The organism is Stenotrophomonas sp. NA06056, from assembly GCF_013364355.1.
Taxonomy (GTDB): domain Bacteria; phylum Pseudomonadota; class Gammaproteobacteria; order Xanthomonadales; family Xanthomonadaceae; genus Stenotrophomonas.
Map to the genome: position 1 here is coordinate 4,498,070 of NZ_CP054931.1, position 21,825 is coordinate 4,519,894.

Below are 21,825 nucleotides of genomic sequence, written 5' to 3' on the forward strand. Positions count from 1 at the left end.
GTGGACGGCGCCAGCATACGCACCCGACGATGCAGATGGCGTGTCAGCCGGCGTCAGGCGTCCTCACCCTCGCCTTCTGCCGCCTCTTCGTCGCTGGGTGCTTCGCCCAGGTCACCCAGCAGGCCTTGCGCCTGTTCGCCGGCCAGTGATTCCACGCCACGCAGGCGGCGTTCGATGGTGCGTGTCTTGCGGCTGGCCTCGCCGATGCTGCGGCCCACCGTGGTGATCTGTTTCTCGGCCTTCTCGAGGATACCGGCGAACTTGCCGAACTCGCTCTTCACTGCGCCCAGCAGACCCCATACTTCGCTCGATCGCTGCTCGATGGCGAGGGTGCGGAAGCCCATCTGCAGGCTGTTGAGCAACGCGGTGACGGTGGTCGGGCCGGCCACCACCACGCGGTGCTCGCGCTGCAGCAGATCGACCAGGCCAGGGCGTCGGATCACTTCGGCATACAGGCCTTCGGTAGGCACGAACATCACCGCGAAATCGGTGGTGTGCGGCGGCACGATGTACTTCTCGCAGATCGACTTGGCCTGCACGCGGATCGCGCGTTCCAGCTGGATGCCCTGCAGGCGCACGCCCTCGGCATCGCCCTGCTCCTGCGCATCGAGCAGGCGTTCATAGTCTTCGCGCGGGAACTTGGAATCGATCGGCAGCCAGACTGGCGTGTCGTCGTCGCGACGGCCCGGCAGGCGTACGGCGATATCGACCATCTCGTTGCCGTCAGGACGCACTTTCACTCCGCGCGCGTACTGTTCCTGGGTGAGGGTCTGCTCGAGGATGTTCTCCAGCTGCACTTCTCCCCAGCTGCCACGGTTCTTGACGTTGGTCAGTACCCGCTTCAGATCACCAACGCCGGTCGCCAGCTGCTGCATTTCACCCAGCCCGCGCTGCACCTGTTCCAGCCGTTCGGACACCAGCTTGAACGAGTTGCCCAGCCGCGTTTCCAACGTGGACTGCAGCTTCTCGTCCACGGTGTGGCGCATCTGCTCGAGCTTCTGCGCGTTGTCGGCCTGCAGCGCGCGCAACTGTTCTTCCAGGGTGGCGCGCATTTCCGAGATGCGCTGTTCATTGCGCTGGGTCAGCTCCTGCAGGCGCAGGCCCAGGCTCTCGGTCAGTCGCTGCTGCGACTGCGCTCCCTCCTCTCGGCCCTTGCGGGCGTCCTCCACCAGCGCCTGCCGCAGCGCACCGAACTGGGTATCGGTACGGGCGGTCAGTTCCTGCAGCTGTTGGCCGAAGGCATGGATGCGCGCCTCCTGCTGCTGACCGAACACATCCAGCTGCACGCGCAGTTCCTGCAGGCGCTCGCCCAGCGAAGCAGCACTGCGTTGCTGGCTGTCGGCCGCCTCGGCGCGGGCCTTGCGCGCATCTTCGCCCAGCGCTTCGCGCAGCAGATCCAGACGCTGATCGGTGCGCGTGGACAGGTCCGTCAGCGCGCGCGCGAACCCATCCAGCTGCTCGCGCAACTCGCTGCGGCCAGCGCGTGCTTCATCACGCACGGCCTGTTCCAGGCGATCGTGGGGCGGACGGCGCAGCAGCGCCACCAGTTGCAGGATCAGCACGACCAGCAGCAGGCCGGCGACGAGGAGGAATTCGGTTTGCATGTGGCAAGTGTAGGCTGGGCCAGTCTCACGTGCTGAAACCCGCCCATGTTTGTTCTCTACGGAAAACCCACCTCGATCAACGTACGCAAGGTGCTGTGGCTGTGCGCCGAACTCGATCTGGCGTTCACGCATGACCCGGCACCCGCGCCGGACCTGCTGGCCACGCTGAATCCAAACCGGCAGGTGCCGGTGCTGCGCGATGGCGACGTCGTGCTGTGGGAGTCCAACAGCATCTGCCGCTACCTGGCCGCGCGCCAGGGACGCGATGACCTGCTGCCCGCCACGGCGCAGGGCCGCGCCAAGGTGGAGCAATGGATGGATTGGCAGGCCACCGACCTCAACAGTGCCTGGCGCCACGTGTTCATGGCCCGCGTACGCCAGCACCCCGACTTCGCGGACGACGCACGAGCGGAGGCCAGCCTGGCGCACTGGAACCATCTGATGACACTGCTCGATGCACAGCTGGCGACGACCGATGGCTACGTGGTGGGCAACACCTTCACCCTGGCCGACATCGTGCTCGGCCTGTCGGCGCAGCGCTGGCGCAGCACCCCCGGCAACAAACCGGCGCTGCCCTACGTGGAAGCCTGGTTCGAGCGCCTGCGCCCCCGCCCGGGCTTCGCCGAGCATGTGGACAACGGTGTGGCGTAGCACGCTTGCTTGGCTTCATCCACGCATGGCGTGGATCTACTGTGTCGACCAAGGTCGACACCTACCAACAGCAGCGGGAAACCGTCGAAGGCGGGGCGGTGTGGGTTGGCAGGACCGTTGGCGCCATGGATGGCGCCATCGAGCCCCCAAGGACGGGTTTACGGCGTGTCCTGCCAGCCCACACCGCCCCGCCAACCCGCAGGAGCCCCGCTTTGGCTTTGGCTGTCGCCTCTGCGGGTGCCGGGCGCAGCCCGGCGTCACCAGCCCTCGAGCACGATCTTGCCCTTGGCCCGATGGCTCTCCAGCAGCGCATGCGCCCGCCGCAGGTTGGCCGCATCGATGCGGCCGAAGTGCTCGCCCAGCGTGGTCTGCAGCACGCCGGCATCGACCAGTTCGGCCACTCGGTTCAGCAGCTCATGCTGGCGTTGCATGTCCGCGGTCCTGTACAGCGGCCGGGTGAACATCGACTCCCAGTGCAGCGACAGTGCCTTGCGCTTGAGCGCCATCACATCGATCTGGCCCGGATCATCGATCAACCCCAGCTGCCCTTGCGGCGCCAGCAACTCGACGAGCTGCGCATAGTGCTGGTCGGTGTGGGTCAGGCTGGCCACGTGGTCCACCTCGGTGATACCGAGCCGGGCCAGGCCCTCGGCCAGCGGCCGGGTGTGGTCGATCACATGATGTGCGCCCATTGCCTGCACCCAGTCCTGGGTCTCCGGGCGCGAGGCGGTACCGATCACCGTCAGCTTGGTCAGCCGACGCGCCAACTGCACCAGGATCGAACCCACGCCACCCGCTGCACCGATCACCAGCAGGGTCTGGCCGTCACCACCGCCTTCGGCGATGCGCAGGCGGTCGAACAGCAGCTCCCAGGCGGTGATCGCGGTCAGCGGCAGCGCTGCCGCAGCGGCATCGTCGAGGCTGGTCGGCTTGCGGCCAACGCTGCGCTCGTCCACCAGCTGGTATTCGGCGTTGCTGCCCGGGCGATCGATCACACCGGCGTAGTACACCGCATCGCCGGGCTGGAACAGGGTCACCTCGCTGCCGACTGCATCAACCACACCCACCGCATCCCACCCCAGCACGCGAGGGCCGTCGGTGGCAGCGCCGCGGCGTACCTTGGTGTCGACCGGGTTCACCGCTACCGCGCGCACCGCTACCCGCAGGTCACGCGGGCCCGGCTGAGGTACGGGCAGGTCGAGGTCGATCAGGGCCTGCGGGTCGTCGATCGGCAGGCCGGCTTGGGTGTAGGCAATAGCGCGCATGGGGGAGATCCAATGAGGAGAGGCCACAGCGTGCGCCGTGCGCAGGGGGGTAGAAAGGCGCAGAATCGGTCAACACTTTCACTGCAGCAATGAAAATGGTCCGTTTCGATGATCTGCAGCTGTTCGTCCGTACCGCCGCACTGGGCAGCTTCTCGCAGGCTGCGCGCGAGGCCGATCTGCTGCCGGGACAGGTGGCCGCAGCGGTGGCGCGGCTGGAACGCGAACTGGACCTGCGCCTGTTCGTGCGTACCACCCGCAGCCTGCGGCTGACTGCCGAAGGCGCGCTGTACCTGCCCTATGCACAGGACGTTCTGACCACCCTGCGCGAAGGCCAGGCACGGGTGCAGGGCGAGGATGCCGAACTGCACGGCACCCTGCAGTTGTCGGCGCCCTCGGATTTCGGCCGCAACCTGCTGCTGCCGTGGCTGACCGCGTTCCGTGCCGCGCATCCGCGGCTGCGTCTGCACCTGCGCTTGTCCGATGAAGTGGCCGACGTGTTCCGCGACCCCGTCGACGTGGCCATCCGCATCGGCCACTTCGACGACGCCAACTACGTCGCCCTGCCGTTGCTGGAAGGCAACCGGCGCGTGCTGACCGCATCGCCCGAGTACCTGCGGCGGCGTGGCACGCCGACCCGGCTGGAGGATCTGCGTGAACACGATTGCCTTGTCTACCAGCTCGGCGGCCGTGCCTACGATCGCTGGTCGTTCGAGCTTGAGGGGCGCCGCGCGGTGATCCCGGTACGCGGGCCACTGGTCTGCGACGACGCCGACGTGGTGCGGCGCTGGGCGGTCGCCGGCGAAGGCATCACCTACAAGTCCTGGCTGGACGTGCGCGAGGACGTACTGGGTGGACGCCTGCAGGTGCTGCTGGATGGCATCGGCAGCCACATCCCCCTGCAGCTGGTGTGCCCGCACCGCAAGCAGTTCTCACCGGCCGTGCGGCAACTGCACGCGCAGCTGCGCCAGTACCTGCAACCGCTGCTGTCCGCGATGCCCGGCCATGGCGACACGCCCCTGTCGCCTGCGTCGTCACTGGCCGACAATGGGCCTCCCCCGTTGTAAGAGAGTCGCGCCATGCCGTGGATGGGCATCCAGGACCTGTGGACATTTCTGGTCGCCGTGCTGGTGTTTCTGGCCCTGCCCGGGCCGGGCACCTTCACCCTGCTGACCGCCACCGGTCGTGGCGGTGTACGCGGCGGCTACACGGCGCTGGCCGGCCTGCTGGTCGGCGACCAGATCCTGATGTGGCTGGCACTGGCCGGCGTGGCCGCGCTGCTCAAAGCCAATCCGACAGTGTTCCACGCGGTGCAGTATCTCGGCGCGGCGTACCTGGTGTGGGTAGGCATCAGCCTGCTGCGCACGCCCAAGGGTGACGGTGCCGAAGTTGGCCCGGTGCGCATGCAGCCGGGCCGCTACTTCCACCAGGCAATCCTGGTCAGCCTGCTCAATCCGAAGGCGATCCTGTTCTACATGGCTTTCCTGCCGTTGTTCATCGACCCGAAGGCACACCAGGGCATGGCCACCTTCGCGGCGCTGGCCGGCATCATCTTCGTGGTCAGCATCGCTTACTGCTCGCTGTTGATCTGGGTTGGCAACCTGGCCCGGCGCCGGTTGATCCAGCACCCGCGGGTCAGTGATGCGCTGCGACGCGTGGCCGGTCTGTTCCTGGTCGGCTTCGGCATCCGCCTGGGCCTGAACGGGTGATCGCGCGCTTGCCGCTGCTGGCGCTGGGACTGATCCTGGCCGGCGCCGCCAGCGCTGCGCCGGAACACCGCTGCCTGACCGGCGGTCGCAATGACAGCATCCATCTGGAATGGCGCTGGCTGGAGGACGGCCAGGCCGATGTGCGCTACGCCGGGCACCGCGAGCGCCTGCAGTTGCGCCGGGTTTCGCTGGAGACCACGGTGCTGGCCGAAGATCGCCCCTACCAGTTCGACAGCGTGTGGGAAGAGCGCATCGACGGGCGCCTCAACGGCCGCTACCGGCTGAGCACACAGGGCGCCCTCGTGCTGGAACTGCGTTATGAACGCGCCCGCGACGGCCGCAGCACCCTCTTCCACGATGACAGCGACGCGTGGCAGGAAGACGGCTGCCACTGGCCGAGCCCTCCCTGACCCAACACTGGGCCGACTCCCCTTTATGCCGATTCCGGCAGCCTGGCCGGGGCGCAGCGCGCGCCCCGCCCTGCATGACCCCCGTCAGTGGCAATGCTGCGCTGCGTTCGGTCACACTCGGGAACTTGTCGTTCTCAGTCACCCCTTCCGAGGCCTGCATGTCCCTGCTCCGGCGCAAGTCCCTAGATTCCGTCACCGTCCATGAAGCCGGCCGGCGCCTGGTCCCGACCCTCAGCTGGCCGCATCTGATCGCGCTGGGCATCGGTGCCATCGTCGGCACCGGCATCTACACCCTGATCGGCGTGGGTGCCGACCGCGCTGGCCCCGCCGTGCTGATCTCCTTCGCCATCGCCGGCGCAGTGTGTGCCTGTGCGGCATTGGCCTACGCCGAACTGTCCACGATGATGCCGGCCGCCGGCAGTGCCTATACCTACAGCTACAGCGCGCTGGGCGAGGTCTTTGCCTGGGTGGTGGGCTGGAGCCTGATCCTGGAGTACTCACTGGTGGTGAGTACCGTGGCGGTCGGCTGGTCGGGCTATTTCGTCGGCTTCCTGGAATGGGTGCATACCCAGTTCGGCTGGGACCTGCGCCTGCCGGCCATGCTCGCGGCCGGACCGCATGTCGATGGCGGCATGATCAACCTGCCCGCGATCGTCATCACCTGGCTGGTGGCCCTGATGCTGATGGCCGGCACCAAGGAAAGCGCCACCCTCAACGCGATCCTGGTCGTGTTCAAGCTGATCGCGCTGGCCATCTTCGTCGCAGTGGCACTGCCGGCGTTCGACGCCAACAACCTGCAGCCGTTCATGCCCTACGGGTTTGCCAAGACGCTGGGACCGGATGGCGTGGAGCGCGGCGTGATGGCTGCAGCGGCGATCATCTTCTTCGCGTTCTATGGCTTCGATGCGATCTCCACCGCCGCAGAAGAAACCAAGAACCCCGGGCGCGACCTGTCCATCGGCATCATCGGCTCGATGGTCGGCTGCACCATCGTGTACGTACTCGTGGCGCTGGCCGCGATCGGTGCGATGAGCTACACCGTGTTCGGCCAGAGTGCCGAGCCGCTGGCACTGATCATGCGCCAGCTGGGCCAGCCGACTGCCGCGATGCTGATCGGCGTGATCGCCATCATTGCCCTGCCGACCGTGCTGCTGGCCTTCCTGTACGGCCAGAGCCGCATCTTCTTCGTGATGAGCCGTGATGGTCTGCTGCCGCGTGGCCTGTCCAAGGTCAATGCACGTACCGGCACGCCGGTAGCGACCACGCTGTTCACCGCTGTGGTGGTGTCGGCGCTGGCCGGTGTGGCGCGCCTGGACGAGATCGCCGCACTGGCCAATGCAGGCACCCTGGCCGCGTTCACTGCCGTTGGCATCTGCCTGGTGGTGCTGCGCGTGCGCGAGCCGAACCGCGAGCGCACCTTCCGCACGCCGTTGGCCTTCATCGTCGGCCCGCTGGCGGCGCTGGGCTGCATCTACCTGTTCATCAGCCTGCCGCACACCACCCAGCTGTACTTCCTGGCCTGGAACGTGGTCGGTCTGGTGCTGTACTTCGCCTACAGCCGTCGCAATGCGCTGATCGGCCGGTAAAGGTAGCGCCGGGCCATGCCCGGCGGTCTTTGAGGATTGCCGGCCAGCGGCCGGCACTACCACGGGGCGGCTGAGGGATTGCCGCAGGGCGGCTACCCGCCCTGCTTTGCCGCGTAATCCTGCGCCTGGCGCATCACCCGCAGCAGATTGCCGCCCCAGATGGCGGCAATCTGCTTCTCGGTGTAGCCCTTGCGCAACAGCCATGCGGTGATCTTCGGCAGCTGGCTGACATCGGACAGGTCGCTCAGGCCACCGCCGCCATCCCAGTCCAGGCCGATGCCGACGTGCTCGGGGCCGACCACCTTCAGGATGTGCTCGAAGTGGGCAAAGAAGTCGTCCAGGCTGGCGTGGCGCACGGGATGTTCGTGGTCCAGTGCCTGCTCGGCCTTCTGCAGCGCCACGCCCTGTTCGATGGTCATGCCTTCCCAGCCACCCAGCTGCTTGCTCAGCGCTTCCTCGGCCTGCTTGCGCTCGGGCGTCTTCGCGGTATCGATCAGGTAGCCACCATAGGCGTTCACCTGGATCACCCCGCCGGCCTTGGCCAGCCTGCGCAGGCGCGCGTCGTCGAGGTTGCGGGGATGGTCGAAGACCGCCTTGGCCGAGCTGTGCGACAGCACGAACGGCACCGGCATCATTGCCAGCAGGTCATCGAACACCGCGTCCGACGCATGTGACTGGTCGATCACGATGCCCAGCTTCACCGCGTGCCGCACCAGATCCTTGCCGGCCGGGCTCAGGCCTTTCCATTCCGCGCCCTTGGGGTCGGTGGCCGAATCGGCGAACTCGTTGTTGGCGAAATGCACGGTGCTGAGCAGGCGCAGGCCGGCACGGTGGTAGAACGACAGCAGGCTGGGATCGGCCACCAGCGGGCTGGCATTCTCCATGCTGATGTAGACCACGCGCTTGCCGGCGGCCTTGATGCGCGCCGCGTCATCGGCGGTCAGCGCCAGTGCGAAGCGCTCGGGGTTGGCGGCCAGCATCTGCCGGATCTCCAGCAAGCGCTGCAGGCCGTGATCGCGTTCGGCCAGATGCGCAGCGGCCGTGCGATCGCCCTGGTCGGTATAGATCGCAAAGAAACCGCCATCGAGCGCGCCTTCGACCATGCGCGGGTAATCCACCTGCGAGAGCGCATTGCGGTCGTGCCGCTGCTCGATGTCGAAGCCGTCGCGGCCGAAGTTGGCCGGCGTATCCAGATGACTGTCCAGGGTCAGCAGGCGCTGCTGCAGTGCCTTGGCCCGGGCCAGCTCCTGCGTGCTGAAGTCGATGGCATGGGCCGACAGCGGCGCACTCAGCGCCAACGCGAGCAGCAGGGAGAGACGACGCAACGACGGCATGGGCATCCACCGGCAATGGGAAGGAGATGACCATAGCGCCGGGATGGCCAACGCGGGTAGTGCCGCGTTGACCAGCGCGCTCCATTACACTCGCCAACAGCCGATAAGGGCAGCGTGCAGCACCGCGTGCTGCGTCGACCATGGAATGGAAACACCGATGTCGAAGTCCCAGACTCCGCCGCTGCCCGTACAGGGCGAAGCGCCTGTCCCCGCCAGCGTGGTCACCGTCGAACAGCTCAAGCGTGACGTGCTGCCAACGTTGTTTGCCGGGCGTACCGACATCGGCCGCTATGGCCCGGCCGACCTGGCCAGCGCCAGTGCAGAGCCGGCCTGGCAGGATGGCAGCGCCAACGCGCTGGCCCAGGCGCTTGCCGAGCTGGTCAACCGGCTGTCAGAACACGATCCCAATGCCCTGCTGCAGCGCGCGGGGTGGTGGCAGCGGTTCACCGGGGCCGATATCGAAGAACGCCTGCGCCGGCGCATCGCGATGGGCAGCAACGGCGATGTACTGGCCAGGATCGAGCGCGAGGCCGTCGCCGTGCGCGCCAGCGTCGATCGACTGGATGCGCAGCTGATCGAGCATGACGTGCAGGGTGTGCGACTGCAGGTGTACATCGATGCGGGCGTGCAGTTCCTGCAGGAACTGCCAGCGGCCGTCGACAGCGCCGATGATGCGCCTGTCCTCGACCGCCCGGTCGAGCGGTTGCAGCGCCGGGTGGCCAACCTGACCGCGCTGCTGGCCAGCCATTCGATGAGCCGGATGCAGGTGCAGCTGGCACGCAGCAATGCCATCGACCTGCTGGACCGCTACAGCGAGACGGTGCAGATCCTGCTGCCGATCTGGCGCCAGACCATCCAGGCGCTGCACAACAGCGACAACGCCAGCCCGCAGATGATCGCCAGTGCTGCGCAGGCGCAGGACCAGCTGAAGAAGGCGCTGCAGCAGTTGCTGCGCACGTCCGGGGTGCCGGCATGAGCGCGCCGGTACGCGATCCGCTGCAGATTCCGCCGGACCTGCAGGCGCGGGTGGAAGCCGTTCCGGGCCTGCGCGCGTTCTACCGGCGGGCCTCGCTGCTGCGGGTCTTCGGCCTGGCCTGCATTCCGCTGGCGGCCATGGCGCTGTCCTACATGGCGCTGGCATTCACCGGTACCGAACTCGGTCCCCCCTCATGGGCACACGTGCCGGCCGGTTATGGGGAGAACGACACAGGCAAGCAGTTGCTGATCCTGCTGGTCATCACCCCCTTGCTGCTGGTGTGGATGTTCTTCGGTGTGCGCGACCTGCTCGGCCGCCATCGCCTGCGCCGCTTCGCGTGGTCGTTCGCGCTGGGTTCGATGCTGCTGTGTGGCGCATGGGGAAGCATGGGCATCACCGCACCCAGCATGGGCCAGGGTGATCGCCTCGACCATCGCAAGTTGGACGCACTCATCGCCAGCCCGGACTTCAGCGGCTTCAACCCGCAGTGGCAGGCCTATCTGCGTGCGCAGCAGGAGCTCCCCTACGGCGTTGCTTCGTCGGCCGTGGTCGCTACCGCCCGCGCGCTGGCCAAGGGCGAGGACATCGGTGTTCCGGTATCGCCGGCAATGCAGTCCCGCTTCGAGAAAGCAGCCGGCCTGCCCCGCTCCGAACGATCGCAGCGATGGCATCAGCAGCGTCTGCTGGGCTGGCTTCTGTTCGACGTCGGCTGGGTGCTGGCGCTGCTCGCGGTACCGGCGCTGCTTGCGTTGGGCGCCGTGGCGATCGTGCTCGGCCGCCACCTGCGTCGCAGGTCCGACGTGATCAACGGCTTGTTGCAGCAACTGCAGCCGGCTTCTGCGCAGCCGCGCGCGCAGCCCTGAGGCCGGCGCGCGGGGTCGGTCTTTCGTGCGGTGTGCGGGAGCCGGGCATGGCCCGGCTCCACGCGCCGTGGGTCAGTCCACCACGCGGCAGAACACGGCCTTCAGGTAACGCGATTCCTGCACATGGGCCATGAACGGATGGTCCGCACCGGCACCGGCCACCTTCAGGATCTGGATGGTGCGGCCGGAGAAGTACGCCGCACGACGCAGCATGTCGAGGAACTGGTCTTCGGCCACCAGGCCGGTGCAGGAGAACGTGGCGAACAGGCCACCGGGCTTGACCACACCCAGCGCCAGCTTGTTCATGTCCAGGTACTTCTTCAGCGCGGTGATCACCTGGTCGCGATCGCGGGTCATCTTCGCCGGGTCCAGGATCACCACGTCGTACTGCTCACCGCGGTTGGCCGCGTCGCGCAGCCACGGGAAGATGTCGGACTGGACGAACTTCGGGCGCACGTTGTTCAAACGCGAATTGCCCTTGGCGATCTGGATGACGTCTTCATCGATGTCGATGCCGACCACTTCCGATGCACCGCGCGCGGCTGCATACACGGCGAAACCGCCGGTGTTGCAGCACAGGTCGAGCACGCTCTTGCCTTCCACCTGCTGGCTCAGCCACTCACGGTTCTCGCGCTGGTCGGCGAAGAAGCCGGTCTTGTGCGCACCAGCCGGGTCGGCGCGGAACTTGATGCCGTACTCGGTGATCACCGACGCTTCGGTGGTGGTATTGCCGTGGAAATCGAAGCTTTCCTGCTTCTGCACGTGCTCGTCGGCGAAGCTGTGGAAGCGGCAGCCCGGGAATTGTTCACGCAGCGCTTCATAGATCCATTCGCGGTGGCGGAACATGCCGGCGGCGAAGAACTCCACCACCACCAGGTCGTTGTAACGGTCCACCACCAGGCCGGACAGGCCGTCGCCTTCGCTGTGCACCACGCGCCAGGCGTCGGACACCGCGTCAAGCTTCAGCACCTCACGACGCAGCGACACCGCCTGGGCGATCTTGCGCGAGAACCAGCCGGCATCAACCGGGATCTGCGGGTCGGTTTCGAGGATGCGAACGGCAATACGCGAATGCCCGTTGTAGAAGCCACGGCCGATGAACTCGCCATCCACACCGACGACGTCGACGAGGGAGCCGGGCTTGGGCCGGACGGTCGGCTTCTCGACCAGTTTCTGGAAAATCCACGGGTGGCTGGAACGCCACGCGTTCTTGAGGCGTACAACGGGAAGGGGGGTATTCATCCGCCTATTGTAGCCGGGGCCCGCGGGGCGCCGGAAATCCGGTGAAGGCCCGGGGCATTTGACGCCGGCCCGGCCAGGCCGCAGAATCGGCGGCAGAAGGGGAGTAGCTCCCAGACGTTGTCGCCGTCAATTCGAGCCCGCAGGCTCCGGTGCAACGGCAGTTCCGGCCCATCGGAACTGCGAGCGAGACCTTCGCCGTACTGGCGAAGCTCTGTCCCTGGATCCCCTCCCGATCCTCCGTTGCAGATCCTCGCCGTCCGGCTTGAGGCATTTTTCATTTTCCCAACGGACAAACCCATGCAGACGATCGGTAATTTGTGGTTGTGGGGCGGCTTCGCAGCGGTGGTGGTCATCGCCCTGCTGGTCGACCTCGTATTGATGCGCCATGGTGGCCCGCACAAGGTCACCTTCAAGGAGGCGCTGTGGTGGTCCATCGGCTGGGTGGCGCTGGCGCTGGCCTTCAACGGCGGCCTCTGGTTCTACCTGAACGAGACCGCCGGCCAGGTCGTGGCCAACAAGGTCGGCCTGGAGTTCCTGACCGGCTACCTGGTCGAGAAGGCGCTGGCGGTGGACAACATCTTCGTCTTCCTGATGATCATGAGCTACTTCGCGGTGCCGGAGGAACAGCGCCAGAAGGTACTGATCATCGGCATCCTGGGTGCGATCGTGCTGCGTACGATCATGATCTTCGCAGGTAGCGTGCTGATCACCCAGTTCCATTGGCTGCTCTACGTGTTCGGCGCCTTCCTGCTCTTCACCGGCTGGAAGATGTGGTTCGCCGCTGGCCAGGAACCCGACCTGGAGGCCAATCCGGCCCTGCGCTGGATGCGCAAGCACCTGCGCCTGCTGCCGGATTACGAAGGCAACGCGATGAGCGTCAAGCGCGACGGCGTGCGCTGGTTCACCCCGCTGTTCGCGGTGCTGATCCTGATCGCAGTGACCGACGTGATCTTCGCGGTGGACAGCATCCCGGCGATCTTCGCGATCACCACCGACCCGTTCATCGTGCTGACCTCCAACGTGTTCGCGGTGCTCGGCCTGCGTGCGATGTTCTTCCTGCTGGCCGGCATGGCTGACCGCTTCCACCTGCTGCCGTACGGCCTGGCCCTGGTGCTGGCCTTCATCGGCATCAAGATGATGATCATCGACCTGTTCAAGATCCCGACCCCGATCTCGCTGGGCGTGGTCGCGGTGATCATCGCCGCCACGGTGGTGCTGAGCCTGAAGAACCCGCCGAAGGAAGGCGGCGCCTGATTCAGGCGGCTTGAACGATGCGGCCGGCGGATTGTCCCGCCGGCCGCCCCCACTCTCCCGCGGCGGTGGCCTTGGTTTCGCGCCAGCCACCGCCATTGCAGAGGGTATGAACACGAACGCGCCCCTGCCCGCCGGCGACGTGCCGGCCGACCGCAACGACCGTACGCGCATCCTGCGCGCCTTCAATGCCAGCCTGGCCACCGTGCTGGTGCTGGTGGCCGTGTTCGCCCTGCAGGACCATTTCGACTGGCGGCCTTGGGCCGTGGCACCGCTGGAGGCCAAGGGCCTGCTCGGCCTTATCGGCGCACCGCTGCTGCATGCCTCGGTCGAACACATCGCCGCCAACAGCGCCGCGATCCTGATCCTCGGCACCCTCGCCGGCAGCGTCTATCCAAAGGCCACGCTACGTGCCCTGCCCCTGCTGTGGGTCGGTTCGGGCATCGGTGCGTGGATGCTGGGCAATCCCGGCAGCTTCCATCTCGGTGCCAGTGGCGTCACCCACGGCCTGATGTTCCTGCTGGCCAGCCTCGGCCTGCTGCGCCGCGATCGCGCGGCCATCGCCACCGGGCTGATCGGCATGCTGTTCTACGGCGGCATGCTGATGACCGTGCTACCGCACGCCGACGGCGTGTCCTGGCAATCGCACATGGGCGGTGCCTTCGCCGGCATCATCGCCGCGCTGCTGTTCCGCAACGCCGACCCCTTGCCGCCGCGCCCGCGTTACAGCTGGGAAGACGAGGAAGAGGACGTCGAGCCGCTGGCCGACGACGAACTCGAGCCGCCGTCGCCGCAGCGCGTGCCGGTGCTGTGGCAGCCGCGCGAGGGGCAGGACTATGTGGTGATTCCGTTCCGCCGGCCGGACGACCCGCGCGGTTGAGCGGGTGGATACGCCGGACATGGCCCGGCGGCATTGACGCCGGTCAGTCCGCCGCGTTCCCCGACGCGCCCATTCCGTCTACCGCCTGCCGGCCCAGTGCCGGGTCATCGGTGAAGAAGGCATCGATGCCGGTCGCCAGATAAGCACGCATCTCCGCGATCGACCCTTCCGCATTGCGCGCGTTGTCGGCGCCCTTGCGCAGGTTGCTGGCCTGGAAGTGATTCTCCGGGCGGAAGGTGTACGGGATCACCATCAGGCCGGCCGCATGTGCGTCGCGCACCAGCGATGTCGGCGTGCCCAGCGCTCCGCTGGCATCCAACGGGATGACCGAACGCAGCTCCGGGCCGATGCCATCGGCATAGGTTGCGATGTCCTTCAACCCGGCTGGGGTCATCATCTGCGCATAGGTCAGCGCGCCGCCGGCCTTGGCGATGTCAGCCGGCTGGGTATCGCCTTTCCACAACAGCTGCAGCAGGCGGATGTTGCTGCCACGCGGGATCTTGCCGCGCAGGTAACGCAGGTTTGCCGTCTCGAACGACTGGATGGTGACCGGGCCAACGTTGGTATAGGCGTTGCCACGCAGCGCAGCCAGCACCTTGTCTTCCATCGGCAGGCCGATCGACTGGAAATAGGTCGGGTGCTTGATCTCCGGCACCAGGCCGATGCCGCGGTTGGCACGACCTGCCTGCTGGACCAGGAACGCGAGGATCTCGTCCAGGCTGGCGATGCGGAACTGGCCGTCATAGGCCGTGCTGCGCAGTTCCGGCAGGCGCTCGCGGGCGTACAGGGTCTTCAGCTCAGCCAGGGTGAAGTCTTCGGTGAACCAGCCTTCGACCGTCTGCCCGTCGATGACCTTGCGGGTCTTCCGCTTGGCGAATTCCTTGTGCTCGGCCACATCGGTGGTGCCGCCGATCTCGTTCTCATGGCGGGCCACCATCACCCCGTCCTTGGTCATCACCAGATCCGGTTCAATGTAGTCGGCGCCGTCGGCGATGGCCTGCGCATAGGCGGCCAGGGTGTGTTCGGGCAGCAGCGCGCTTGCGCCGCGGTGGCCGTAGACCGACGCCTTGGGCGCGGCCGGAGGGGAGGATTCAGCACTCATGGCCACCGATGGTGCCACGGCCAGCGACAACAGCAACGCACGACCCCACGACTTCACTGCGACTTCCCCAAGCGGATTGTGATGGGCGTCAGTATGAGGCGGGAATATGACAGGTGGGGGAAGCCTGCACCTGTAGAGCCGAGCCCATGCTCGGCTGACTGGAAGAACAGCCGAGCATGGGCTCGGCTCTACAGTTACTTGCCGATGCAGAAACTGGAGAAAATCCTTCCCAGCAGGTCATCCGCACTCATCTGCCCGGTGATCTCGCCAAGTGCATCGTGGGCCAGTCTCAGCTCCTCGGCGGCCAGTTCCAGATGTTCATGCACCAGCTCTCCATCCGCGCGCTGCGCATGTTCCTGCGCGCGCTCGATGGCATCCACATGGCGGGTGCGCGCGGAGAACTCGCCGTCCACCTGCTCGCCCGCACCAGCCGAGGCAATCGAACGCAGCCGTGCATGCAGGTTGTCCAGTCCCGCGCCGGTCGCAGCGGAAACGAACACTCTGTCCGGGTCATCCACCACCGGCATCGCATCCAGCAGATCCGACTTGTTGTGGATGTACACCTTGTGCGGCACCGCCAGCACGGCATCACCAATGGCTGCTTCGCCCGCAATCGGGTCGCGCGCGTCCAGCACGATCAGCGCCAGGTCGGTGCGTTCGATCTCCGCGCGCGCGCGACGCATGCCTTCGCGTTCGATGGCATCGCCACCGTCGCGCAGGCCGGCGGTGTCGACCAGGGTCAGCTCCAGCCCATCCAGGCGGATGGTTTCGCGCAGGGTGTCGCGGGTGGTGCCGGCGATGTCGGTGACGATGGCGCGCTCGCTGCCGGCCAGCGCGTTCAACAGCGAACTCTTGCCAGCATTCGGTGGGCCGATCAGCACGGCGTGCAGGCCATCGCGCAGGCGACGGCCGCGCTCGGCATCACGACGCAGCAGGGCCAGGTCGCTACGCGCCTGTTCCAGTCCACGTCGCACCTGTCCACCGCCGAGTGTGTCCAGCGGCTCATCGGCGAAGTCGATCGCCGCTTCCACGTGGATGCGCAGCAGTACCAGCTGTTCGACCACCGCATCGATGCGGCGCGAGAACACGCCATCCAGTGAGCGTCGTGCTGCGCGCGCGGCACGGTTGTCACCGGCCGCGATCAGATCGGCGATGGCTTCAGCCTGGGCCAGATCGAGCTTGCCGTTGAGAAACGCGCGCTCGCTGAACTCGCCCGGCCGTGCCTGCCGCGCGCCGAGTGCGATGCAGCGTGCGGCCAGTTGCTGCAGCAACACCGGACTGCCATGGCCCTGCAGCTCCACCACTTCTTCGCCGGTGAAGCTGTTCGGGGCCGGAAACCACAGCACGATGCCATCATCGATCACCTCACCATCGGCATCACGCAGGCGCGCATAGTGCGCGTGGCGCGGGCGCAGCGTGGGCGCGCCCAGCGCGTTGGCAATCGCCGCAGCACACGGGCCGGACAGACGCAGCAGGCCGACACCGCCCGCGCCGGGGGCACTGGCGATGGCGACGATGGTGTCGGTGCGGGTCACATCGTTCATGGCTCAGAGCTTCTCCAGCTGCGCGCGCGCCTGCGCTGCACCACTGCCCTGCGGCTGCAGCGCCAGGTAAGTGGTGTAGGCCTGCTTGGCCTTGGCCTTGTCGCCCGCGTTGAAGTAGGCATCGCCGAGGTTGAGATGGGCTACCGCGCGCGACGGATCGATCTTCAGTGTGTTCTCCAGCCAGCGCGCCGCTTCGGCGTAGCGTTGCTGGCGGTAGTAGACGAAGCCGAGGTTGTTGGCCGCCTGGGCGAAGTCCGGGCGCAACTTCAGCGCCTCGGCGAACTGCACGGCAGCTTCGTCGTAGCGCTTCTCGCGGTACAGCTGCAGGCCACGGTCGTTGGCCTGCTGCGCGCGCTGGCGGTCCGAAGCCGGTGCGGCCGTCGGCACCACCAGCTTGGCCTTGCCGCCCTGCAGGTCGGCCACGGTCACGGGCGATTCACTGTTCTTGGCGTCCTGGGCAGCGTCGACCTTGTTGTTCAGTGCGATCGCATCGGGCGTCAGCTGCCGCGTATCGGCGTTGAGGTATTCCTGGCTGTCGGGCACCTGGAACACGAACTCACCGCCCTGCGAACCGGGCAGGCTGCCGAACGCTGGGGTCTGGTGCGAGACCGCCGACACCGCCGGCGCCACATAGGCGGCCAGTTCGGTGCCGGTGATCAGGCCATCGCCATTGAGATCGCCCTTGCCAGCCAGCGCCTGCAGCAACACCCAGGTAAATACCGAGTGGCCGTTCGGGCCGGCATCGGCCACCTGCTGGTCGGCGCCGCCGGCGGTCAGCATCTGTCGCGCGCTTCGGCGTGCGTTCTCGCGCAGGAACGACGACGACGACGGGCCACCGCGGGTCAGGCCGAGGCCGCTGTAGCAGGCATCCATCACGAACATCACATGCTTTGCCTGCATGCTCTCGGCGATGTTCTGGATATCGGTCATCGCGATGGCATCGGTAGCGAATTCCTTCGGGTCCGAATCGACCGGGATGATGTAACCCAGGTCGCGGCCGGAGGCGAGCTGCCGAGTCGCGCCATGGCCGGCAAAGAACACGAACACGCGGTCGTTCTTTCCCGTGCGGTCATCGGCCAGGCGGTCGTGGAAGGCGGCCAGGATGTTGTTGCGGGTGGCCTGCTCGTTCTTCAGCACGATCACCTGCGAGGACGGAAACCCGAACTGCCCGGTCAGCGTATCGGCCACGGCCTGCGCATCGTGGCTGGCGTATTCCAGCTTCGGCCACTTGGCGTAGTTGTCGATGCCGACCATGATCGCCCACGACTTTTCATAGCCGGTGGTGACGGTGGCATCGCGGTCGCTGCCCTTGCGCGGTCGGGCAACGCTGAAGTCGCGGCCATTCCAGCCAGCGAACTGGTAGCCATCGGCGATCAGCCGATCCAGGATCTGCGGCAGCGCCTTCACGGCACGGTCGTGGATGTCGTGGAACAGGATGATGCCGCGCTGCTCCTTGTTCACCTGGTCGAGCACGCGCTGCACGATCGATTCCGGCACCGGATCAGCCCAGTCCATCGAATCGATGTTCCACATGATCGACTTCAGCCCCGCTTCGTTGAGCAGCTGCAGGCCTTCGGCGTTGCGCGCGCCGTATGGGAAGCGGAACAGTGGTGCACGCTTGCTGTCCACGTCCTTCAGCAGGGTGTCGGTATCCAGCACCTGCTGGCGCAGCGCATCGCCGGTGGTACGCGACAGCTGTGCATGGGTCAGGCTGTGGTTGCCGACGGCGTAGCCCTCTTCCATCAGGTTGCGGCTGATCTTCGCCATCGGCCCGAGACTGACCTTGCCGTCGGCCTCGACCTTGCCGAGGTTGCGGCCCACCTCGAAGAACACGCCCGGTACGTCGTAGCGCTTGAGGATGGCCACCACTTCATCGGTATAGGCCTTGTGCGGGCCATCGTCGAAGGTCAGCACCACGGTCTTCGGTGGCAGGTCGCGGCCGAAGATCTCGCGGTCGCTGTCCTTCATCGACATCGGGTAGGGCTCGATCACACCGTAGTCGCGCAGGATCCCTTCACGGCTGTAGTCCTTGTGCAGATGCGCGATGTAGTCGTCCCACTTTTCGCGCTTCAGCTCGATGGCACGGGTGCGCTCGAAGCGGCTGAAGATGCGGGTCAGTTCCTGGTTGTAGTTGCGCTCGATTTCATCCAGCGCCTCCAGGTCTTCGCCAATGCGCTGGTGCAGTTTCACCGCCGGCAGCGATGAATCGGCGCCGATGCGTTCGTGCAGGTCGCGCAGCACTTCGCGGAAGGCCAGTCGGTCGGCATCAAACAGTTCCGGCGCCGATTCGATGTAATCCAGCACGGTGCCAAGCGTGGCGAAGCGCTGCGGGCTGGTGCCACGCAGCAGCGTATCGAACTGGGTGGCAATGGCGCTGCGCTGTTCCAGGCCATCGTGGAACAGCTGTTGGCCGATGCGGGTGGAAGTGGTGCGATCGGCCGCGGACTGCTGTTCCTCATCAGCCAGCAGCACGATGATCCGTCGATAGCCGTCGAGCTGCTTCTGCAATGCGCCCAGCAACGGGGCGGCGGCCGGGTCGGCACCAGCGGCAGCCTGTGCGCTCGGCTGGGTGACCGCCGCCGGTGCGTGCGCGTCCTTGTCGCCGCAGCCGGCCACGAGCAGGGTCAGCAACAGGCTGGGCAGGAACAGACGGAACGACGACGCACGCGGCATGGCGGACTCGAACAGAGGGGAATGGTGTGCCGGCAATTCTAACGCCGCATGCGAAAAGCCCGCCTTGCGGCGGGCCTTTGCAGGGTCGATCGACCCTGGAGAGCAGTCGACCAACGTCGACGCCTACCTCTTACTTTTTCTTGGTCGGGGCGGTGGTTGCCGTCGCCGGAACCGGATCGCTGCCGTGGCGCTTGGTCATCCACCACTGCTGCAGCAGGCCCAGGCCACCGTTGACCACCCAGTACAGGACCAGGCCGGACGGCATGAAGGCCATCATGACGCCGAACACCAGCGGCATGAACTGCATCATCTTCTGCTGCATCGGGTCCATGCCCGGTGCCGGCGTCAGCTTCTGGGTGAACCACATCACCGCCACGTTGATGACCGGCAGGATGAAGTACGGGTCGCGGGCGGTCAGGTCCTGGATCCAGCCGAACCAGGGCGCCTGGCGCAGTTCGACCGATTCCACCAGCACCCAGTACAGGGCGAAGAAGATCGGCATCTGGATGAGGATCGGCAGGCAGCCGCCCATCGGATTGATCTTTTCCTTCTTGTACAGCTCCATCATCGCGGTCTGGAACTTCTGGCGGTCATCGCCATAGCGTTCCTTCAACTGCGCGATGCGCGGCTGGAAGCGACGCATCTTGGCGCCACTCTTGTACTGCGTCGCCGACAGCGGGTAGAGCACGATCTTCAGCAGCACCACCAGGCCGACGATGGCCCAGCCCCAGTTGCCCACCAGCTTGTGGACCTGGTTGAGCACCCAGAACAGGCCCTGGCCGATCACCGCCATCATCGAGAAGCGGCTGTAGTCGACCACACGGTCCAGGCCCGGCACGTCTTCCTTGGCGATCAGGTTGACCAGCTTCGGGCCGACCCACAGGCGGGCCTCGGTGCTGGTGGACTGGCCCGGGGCCACGGTGAAGGCCGGACCACGCGCTTCGATCAGGTCACGACCGGCCACCTGCGACAGCACGTAGTGGGCGGTCTGGTCCTTCTGCGGGATCCAGGCGGTGAAGAAGTGGTGCTGCAGCATCGCCAGCCAGCCGCCGGTGATGTTCTGGTTCAGCGCGCCATCTTCCAGGTAATCCTTGAACGCACGACGCTGGTACTTCTTGTCGTTGTCGTACCAGGTGGCACCGTTGAAGCTGAACGAGTCCGGATTGGTCATGCTCCGCGACAGGATCGTCGGGGTGCGGTCCAGGGTGCGGTACACGTAGCCGTTCCACGGCGCGGCGCCAGCATTGCTGACTTCGTCCTTGAAGCGGATCGCGTACTCGTTGCGGCCCACGATCAGGGTGCGCTTGATGGTCACGCCGTTGTCGGCGGTCCACACGAACGGGACCTGCAGCTCGTTCTGGCCATCGGCCAGCACGAAGTCGCGGGTATCGCCGACCAGCTTGAAGCCATCGGCACCCGGCACCGGGGTGTTCTTGTCTTCGCTCGCCCAGCCGCTGATCGCGCTGTACGGATGTGCGGGATCTTCAGTCAGCAGGCGTACCGGCGGGCTACCCTCGTCCTTGCTCTGCGGGAACTGCAGCAGTTCGGCATCGAGCACGCGGCCACCATCGAGCACCAGGCGCAGCACGTCGGTGGTGATGGTCACGCGCTGTGCGGACGGGGTGGCGCTGGCCTGGGCCTGTACAGCGGCCTGGCCCGTGGCACCGGGAACCTGCGCGCTGGGGATGCTGCCCGGGGTTGCACCCGGAACGCTCTGTGCGGCGGCCGGGGCCGAGCTGGTCGTCGGCGCCGGGATCGGGGCGGACTTCTCACGGCTCCACTCCATCCACAGCAGCACGGCCACCATCAGCCAGGCAAAGATCAGGAAAACACGGGTCTGGTTCATCAGCAGGCAGGCTCAGCGGGGCCGGGACGCGGTGCCGGCTCGGTGATGGAGGAAATGGCAATGCCATCAGGCGGCGGCATTGTGCCGTCCACGCCCGGCGCGGGCAATGCGCGCAGGCGCCGCAGCAGGCGCATGAAGGCCTGGCGGATATCGTCATTGCTGGCATGACGCGCAGCAGTACGAGCCACGACGACGAAGTCGCCTGGCTGTATGTCGGTTCGTGTCTGACGCAAGGCGTCGCGCAGGACGCGCTTGATCCGGTTACGCCCAACGGCGTGAGGATCGACCTTGCGGGAAACCGCCAGACCCAGCCTGGCCGGCCGGTCAGCCGGCAGCCAGTGCAGGGTCATCAGCGGATCGGACACACGGCGGGCGCCGTTGAAGACCGTTGAATATTCGGCACGCGTGCGAACCCGCGCAGAGCGAGGGAATCGCTTGCGCGGGTCTGCAGTATTCACTGTCGAATGGATTGCGTCTGCCGCTGGATGCGGCATGGCAATCAGGCGCTCAGGACTTTGCGGCCCTTGGCGCGGCGACGCGACAGGATCTTGCGGCCGTCAGCGGTCTTCATACGGGCACGGAAGCCGTGGTCGCGCTTACGCTTGAGGTTGCTGGGCTGGAAGGTGCGCTTGGTGGCCATGTGGGCCTCTCGTATGAATGGGACGGAAAGAACCGGAAATTTTAGAGAGGTCTCCCCCCTCCCGTCAACCCCTGTCTGCTACGCCAATTCACCGGGCTGTGCAATAGCTGTGGATCTTTTTGTGAATAAGTAGGGGACAAGCATTCCGAAGGCGGGCGCTCGGTGGTAGTCTGAGCCATCCATTTCCCCCTTTCAGGCCTGTGTTTGGGCGCCTTTTCGCGCCTATGCATCGGCCACCGGACAATTATTGCT

The 21,825-nt window shown here is 66.4% G+C and carries 19 protein-coding genes; 9 read left to right on the forward strand and 10 right to left on the reverse strand.

All coding sequences use genetic code 11. The annotated features are described in order from the left end of the window. Positions 1–53: 53 nt before the first annotated feature. On the reverse strand, positions 54–1,604 hold the full coding sequence (gene rmuC / locus HUT07_RS20285) for a DNA recombination protein RmuC (protein ID WP_176022427.1): 1,551 nt from the start codon (positions 1,602–1,604) through the stop codon (positions 54–56). 45 nt (positions 1,605–1,649) lie between these two features. On the opposite strand from rmuC, the gene HUT07_RS20290 reads away from it, so the two are divergent. Beyond that, entirely contained in the window at positions 1,650–2,255 is a 606-nt protein-coding gene (locus tag HUT07_RS20290) for a glutathione S-transferase N-terminal domain-containing protein (protein ID WP_176022428.1), read from the forward strand. Between the two features lie 257 nt (positions 2,256–2,512). Here the strand turns inward: HUT07_RS20290 and HUT07_RS20295 are convergent, their stop codons facing one another. Further along, positions 2,513–3,520 (reverse strand): zinc-binding alcohol dehydrogenase family protein, encoded by a 1,008-nt coding sequence (locus tag HUT07_RS20295; RefSeq protein ID WP_176022429.1) that lies wholly within the window; start codon positions 3,518–3,520, stop codon positions 2,513–2,515. A gap of 89 nt (positions 3,521–3,609) precedes the next feature. On the opposite strand from HUT07_RS20295, the gene HUT07_RS20300 reads away from it, so the two are divergent. From HUT07_RS20300 to HUT07_RS20315, 4 genes are all read left to right on the forward strand, one after another. After that, the gene (locus HUT07_RS20300; RefSeq protein ID WP_176022430.1) at positions 3,610–4,584 is read left to right on the forward strand and encodes a LysR family transcriptional regulator; all 975 of its coding nucleotides are present in this window, start codon (positions 3,610–3,612) and stop codon (positions 4,582–4,584) included. 12 nt (positions 4,585–4,596) lie between these two features. Beyond that, positions 4,597–5,226: a leucine efflux protein LeuE gene (gene leuE, locus HUT07_RS20305; protein WP_099819407.1), complete on the forward strand. Its 630-nt coding sequence runs from the start codon at positions 4,597–4,599 to the stop codon at positions 5,224–5,226. Continuing rightward, positions 5,223–5,636, forward strand: a complete 414-nt coding sequence (locus HUT07_RS20310; protein WP_176022431.1) for a hypothetical protein — start codon at positions 5,223–5,225, stop codon at positions 5,634–5,636. Before leuE ends, HUT07_RS20310 begins: the two co-directional genes overlap by 4 nt. A gap of 158 nt (positions 5,637–5,794) precedes the next feature. Continuing rightward, a complete protein-coding gene (locus tag HUT07_RS20315) occupies positions 5,795–7,222 on the forward strand; it encodes an amino acid permease (protein WP_099819411.1) in 1,428 nt (475 codons plus the stop codon). 92 nt (positions 7,223–7,314) lie between these two features. Here HUT07_RS20315 and HUT07_RS20320 read toward each other — a convergent pair whose 3' ends face one another. Beyond that, positions 7,315–8,556, reverse strand: coding sequence for a dipeptidase (locus HUT07_RS20320; RefSeq protein WP_176022432.1), 1,242 nt, complete (start codon positions 8,554–8,556; stop codon positions 7,315–7,317). Positions 8,557–8,713: 157 nt separating this feature from the next. Here HUT07_RS20320 and HUT07_RS20325 point away from each other — a divergent pair, with 157 nt between their 5' ends. Continuing rightward, on the forward strand, positions 8,714–9,532 hold the full coding sequence (locus HUT07_RS20325) for a protein klaA (protein ID WP_176022433.1): 819 nt from the start codon (positions 8,714–8,716) through the stop codon (positions 9,530–9,532). Next, complete coding sequence (locus HUT07_RS20330) at positions 9,529–10,395, forward strand: hypothetical protein (RefSeq protein ID WP_176022434.1); 867 nt, start codon at positions 9,529–9,531, stop codon at positions 10,393–10,395. Before HUT07_RS20325 ends, HUT07_RS20330 begins: the two co-directional genes overlap by 4 nt. A 72-nt stretch (positions 10,396–10,467) precedes the next feature. Here HUT07_RS20330 and HUT07_RS20335 read toward each other — a convergent pair whose 3' ends face one another. Beyond that, the gene (locus tag HUT07_RS20335) at positions 10,468–11,637 is read right to left on the reverse strand and encodes a class I SAM-dependent rRNA methyltransferase (RefSeq protein ID WP_176022435.1); all 1,170 of its coding nucleotides are present in this window, start codon (positions 11,635–11,637) and stop codon (positions 10,468–10,470) included. Positions 11,638–11,934: 297 nt separating this feature from the next. Between HUT07_RS20335 and HUT07_RS20340 the strand changes: the two genes are divergently transcribed. Both HUT07_RS20340 and HUT07_RS20345 read left to right on the forward strand, forming a co-directional pair. After that, positions 11,935–12,891 carry a TerC family protein gene (locus HUT07_RS20340; RefSeq protein ID WP_025875596.1) on the forward strand — a complete coding sequence of 319 codons (957 nt, stop codon included), beginning with the start codon at positions 11,935–11,937 and terminating at the stop codon, positions 12,889–12,891. 106 nt (positions 12,892–12,997) lie between these two features. Continuing rightward, the gene (locus HUT07_RS20345; protein WP_176022436.1) at positions 12,998–13,768 is read left to right on the forward strand and encodes a rhomboid family intramembrane serine protease; all 771 of its coding nucleotides are present in this window, start codon (positions 12,998–13,000) and stop codon (positions 13,766–13,768) included. Positions 13,769–13,811: 43 nt separating this feature from the next. Here HUT07_RS20345 and HUT07_RS20350 read toward each other — a convergent pair whose 3' ends face one another. The 6 genes from HUT07_RS20350 to rpmH all read right to left on the reverse strand — a co-directional run bounded on the left by HUT07_RS20350 (position 13,812) and on the right by rpmH (position 21,573). Continuing rightward, entirely contained in the window at positions 13,812–14,927 is a 1,116-nt protein-coding gene (locus HUT07_RS20350) for a glycerophosphodiester phosphodiesterase (RefSeq protein ID WP_176022437.1), read from the reverse strand. 137 nt (positions 14,928–15,064) lie between these two features. Then, the gene (gene mnmE, locus HUT07_RS20355; protein ID WP_176022438.1) at positions 15,065–16,414 is read right to left on the reverse strand and encodes a tRNA uridine-5-carboxymethylaminomethyl(34) synthesis GTPase MnmE; all 1,350 of its coding nucleotides are present in this window, start codon (positions 16,412–16,414) and stop codon (positions 15,065–15,067) included. A gap of 3 nt (positions 16,415–16,417) precedes the next feature. After that, complete coding sequence (locus tag HUT07_RS20360; protein ID WP_176022439.1) at positions 16,418–19,087, reverse strand: polysaccharide deacetylase family protein; 2,670 nt, start codon at positions 19,085–19,087, stop codon at positions 16,418–16,420. A gap of 130 nt (positions 19,088–19,217) precedes the next feature. After that, entirely contained in the window at positions 19,218–20,933 is a 1,716-nt protein-coding gene (yidC, locus tag HUT07_RS20365) for a membrane protein insertase YidC (protein ID WP_176022440.1), read from the reverse strand. Then, entirely contained in the window at positions 20,933–21,427 is a 495-nt protein-coding gene (gene rnpA, locus HUT07_RS20370; protein WP_176022441.1) for a ribonuclease P protein component, read from the reverse strand. Before rnpA ends, yidC begins: the two co-directional genes overlap by 1 nt. A 5-nt stretch (positions 21,428–21,432) precedes the next feature. Beyond that, entirely contained in the window at positions 21,433–21,573 is a 141-nt protein-coding gene (gene rpmH / locus HUT07_RS20375) for a 50S ribosomal protein L34 (protein WP_006404565.1), read from the reverse strand. Positions 21,574–21,825: the final 252 nt, after the last annotated feature.

Coding starts and splice junctions, on each gene's coding strand:
- rmuC (WP_176022427.1), bottom strand. CDS start 1,604: ATGCAAACCGAATTCCTCCTCGTCGCCGGCCTGCTGCTGGTCGTGCTG.
- HUT07_RS20290 (WP_176022428.1), top strand. CDS start 1,650: ATGTTTGTTCTCTACGGAAAACCCACCTCGATCAACGTACGCAAGGTG.
- HUT07_RS20295 (WP_176022429.1), bottom strand. CDS start 3,520: ATGCGCGCTATTGCCTACACCCAAGCCGGCCTGCCGATCGACGACCCG.
- HUT07_RS20300 (WP_176022430.1), top strand. CDS start 3,610: ATGAAAATGGTCCGTTTCGATGATCTGCAGCTGTTCGTCCGTACCGCC.
- leuE (WP_099819407.1), top strand. CDS start 4,597: ATGCCGTGGATGGGCATCCAGGACCTGTGGACATTTCTGGTCGCCGTG.
- HUT07_RS20315 (WP_099819411.1), top strand. CDS start 5,795: ATGTCCCTGCTCCGGCGCAAGTCCCTAGATTCCGTCACCGTCCATGAA.
- HUT07_RS20320 (WP_176022432.1), bottom strand. CDS start 8,556: ATGCCGTCGTTGCGTCGTCTCTCCCTGCTGCTCGCGTTGGCGCTGAGT.
- HUT07_RS20325 (WP_176022433.1), top strand. CDS start 8,714: ATGTCGAAGTCCCAGACTCCGCCGCTGCCCGTACAGGGCGAAGCGCCT.
- HUT07_RS20330 (WP_176022434.1), top strand. CDS start 9,529: ATGAGCGCGCCGGTACGCGATCCGCTGCAGATTCCGCCGGACCTGCAG.
- HUT07_RS20335 (WP_176022435.1), bottom strand. CDS start 11,637: ATGAATACCCCCCTTCCCGTTGTACGCCTCAAGAACGCGTGGCGTTCC.
- HUT07_RS20340 (WP_025875596.1), top strand. CDS start 11,935: ATGCAGACGATCGGTAATTTGTGGTTGTGGGGCGGCTTCGCAGCGGTG.
- HUT07_RS20345 (WP_176022436.1), top strand. CDS start 12,998: ATGAACACGAACGCGCCCCTGCCCGCCGGCGACGTGCCGGCCGACCGC.
- mnmE (WP_176022438.1), bottom strand. CDS start 16,414: ATGAACGATGTGACCCGCACCGACACCATCGTCGCCATCGCCAGTGCC.
- HUT07_RS20360 (WP_176022439.1), bottom strand. CDS start 19,087: ATGCCGCGTGCGTCGTCGTTCCGTCTGTTCCTGCCCAGCCTGTTGCTG.
- yidC (WP_176022440.1), bottom strand. CDS start 20,933: ATGAACCAGACCCGTGTTTTCCTGATCTTTGCCTGGCTGATGGTGGCC.
- rnpA (WP_176022441.1), bottom strand. CDS start 21,427: ATGCCGCATCCAGCGGCAGACGCAATCCATTCGACAGTGAATACTGCA.
- rpmH (WP_006404565.1), bottom strand. CDS start 21,573: ATGGCCACCAAGCGCACCTTCCAGCCCAGCAACCTCAAGCGTAAGCGC.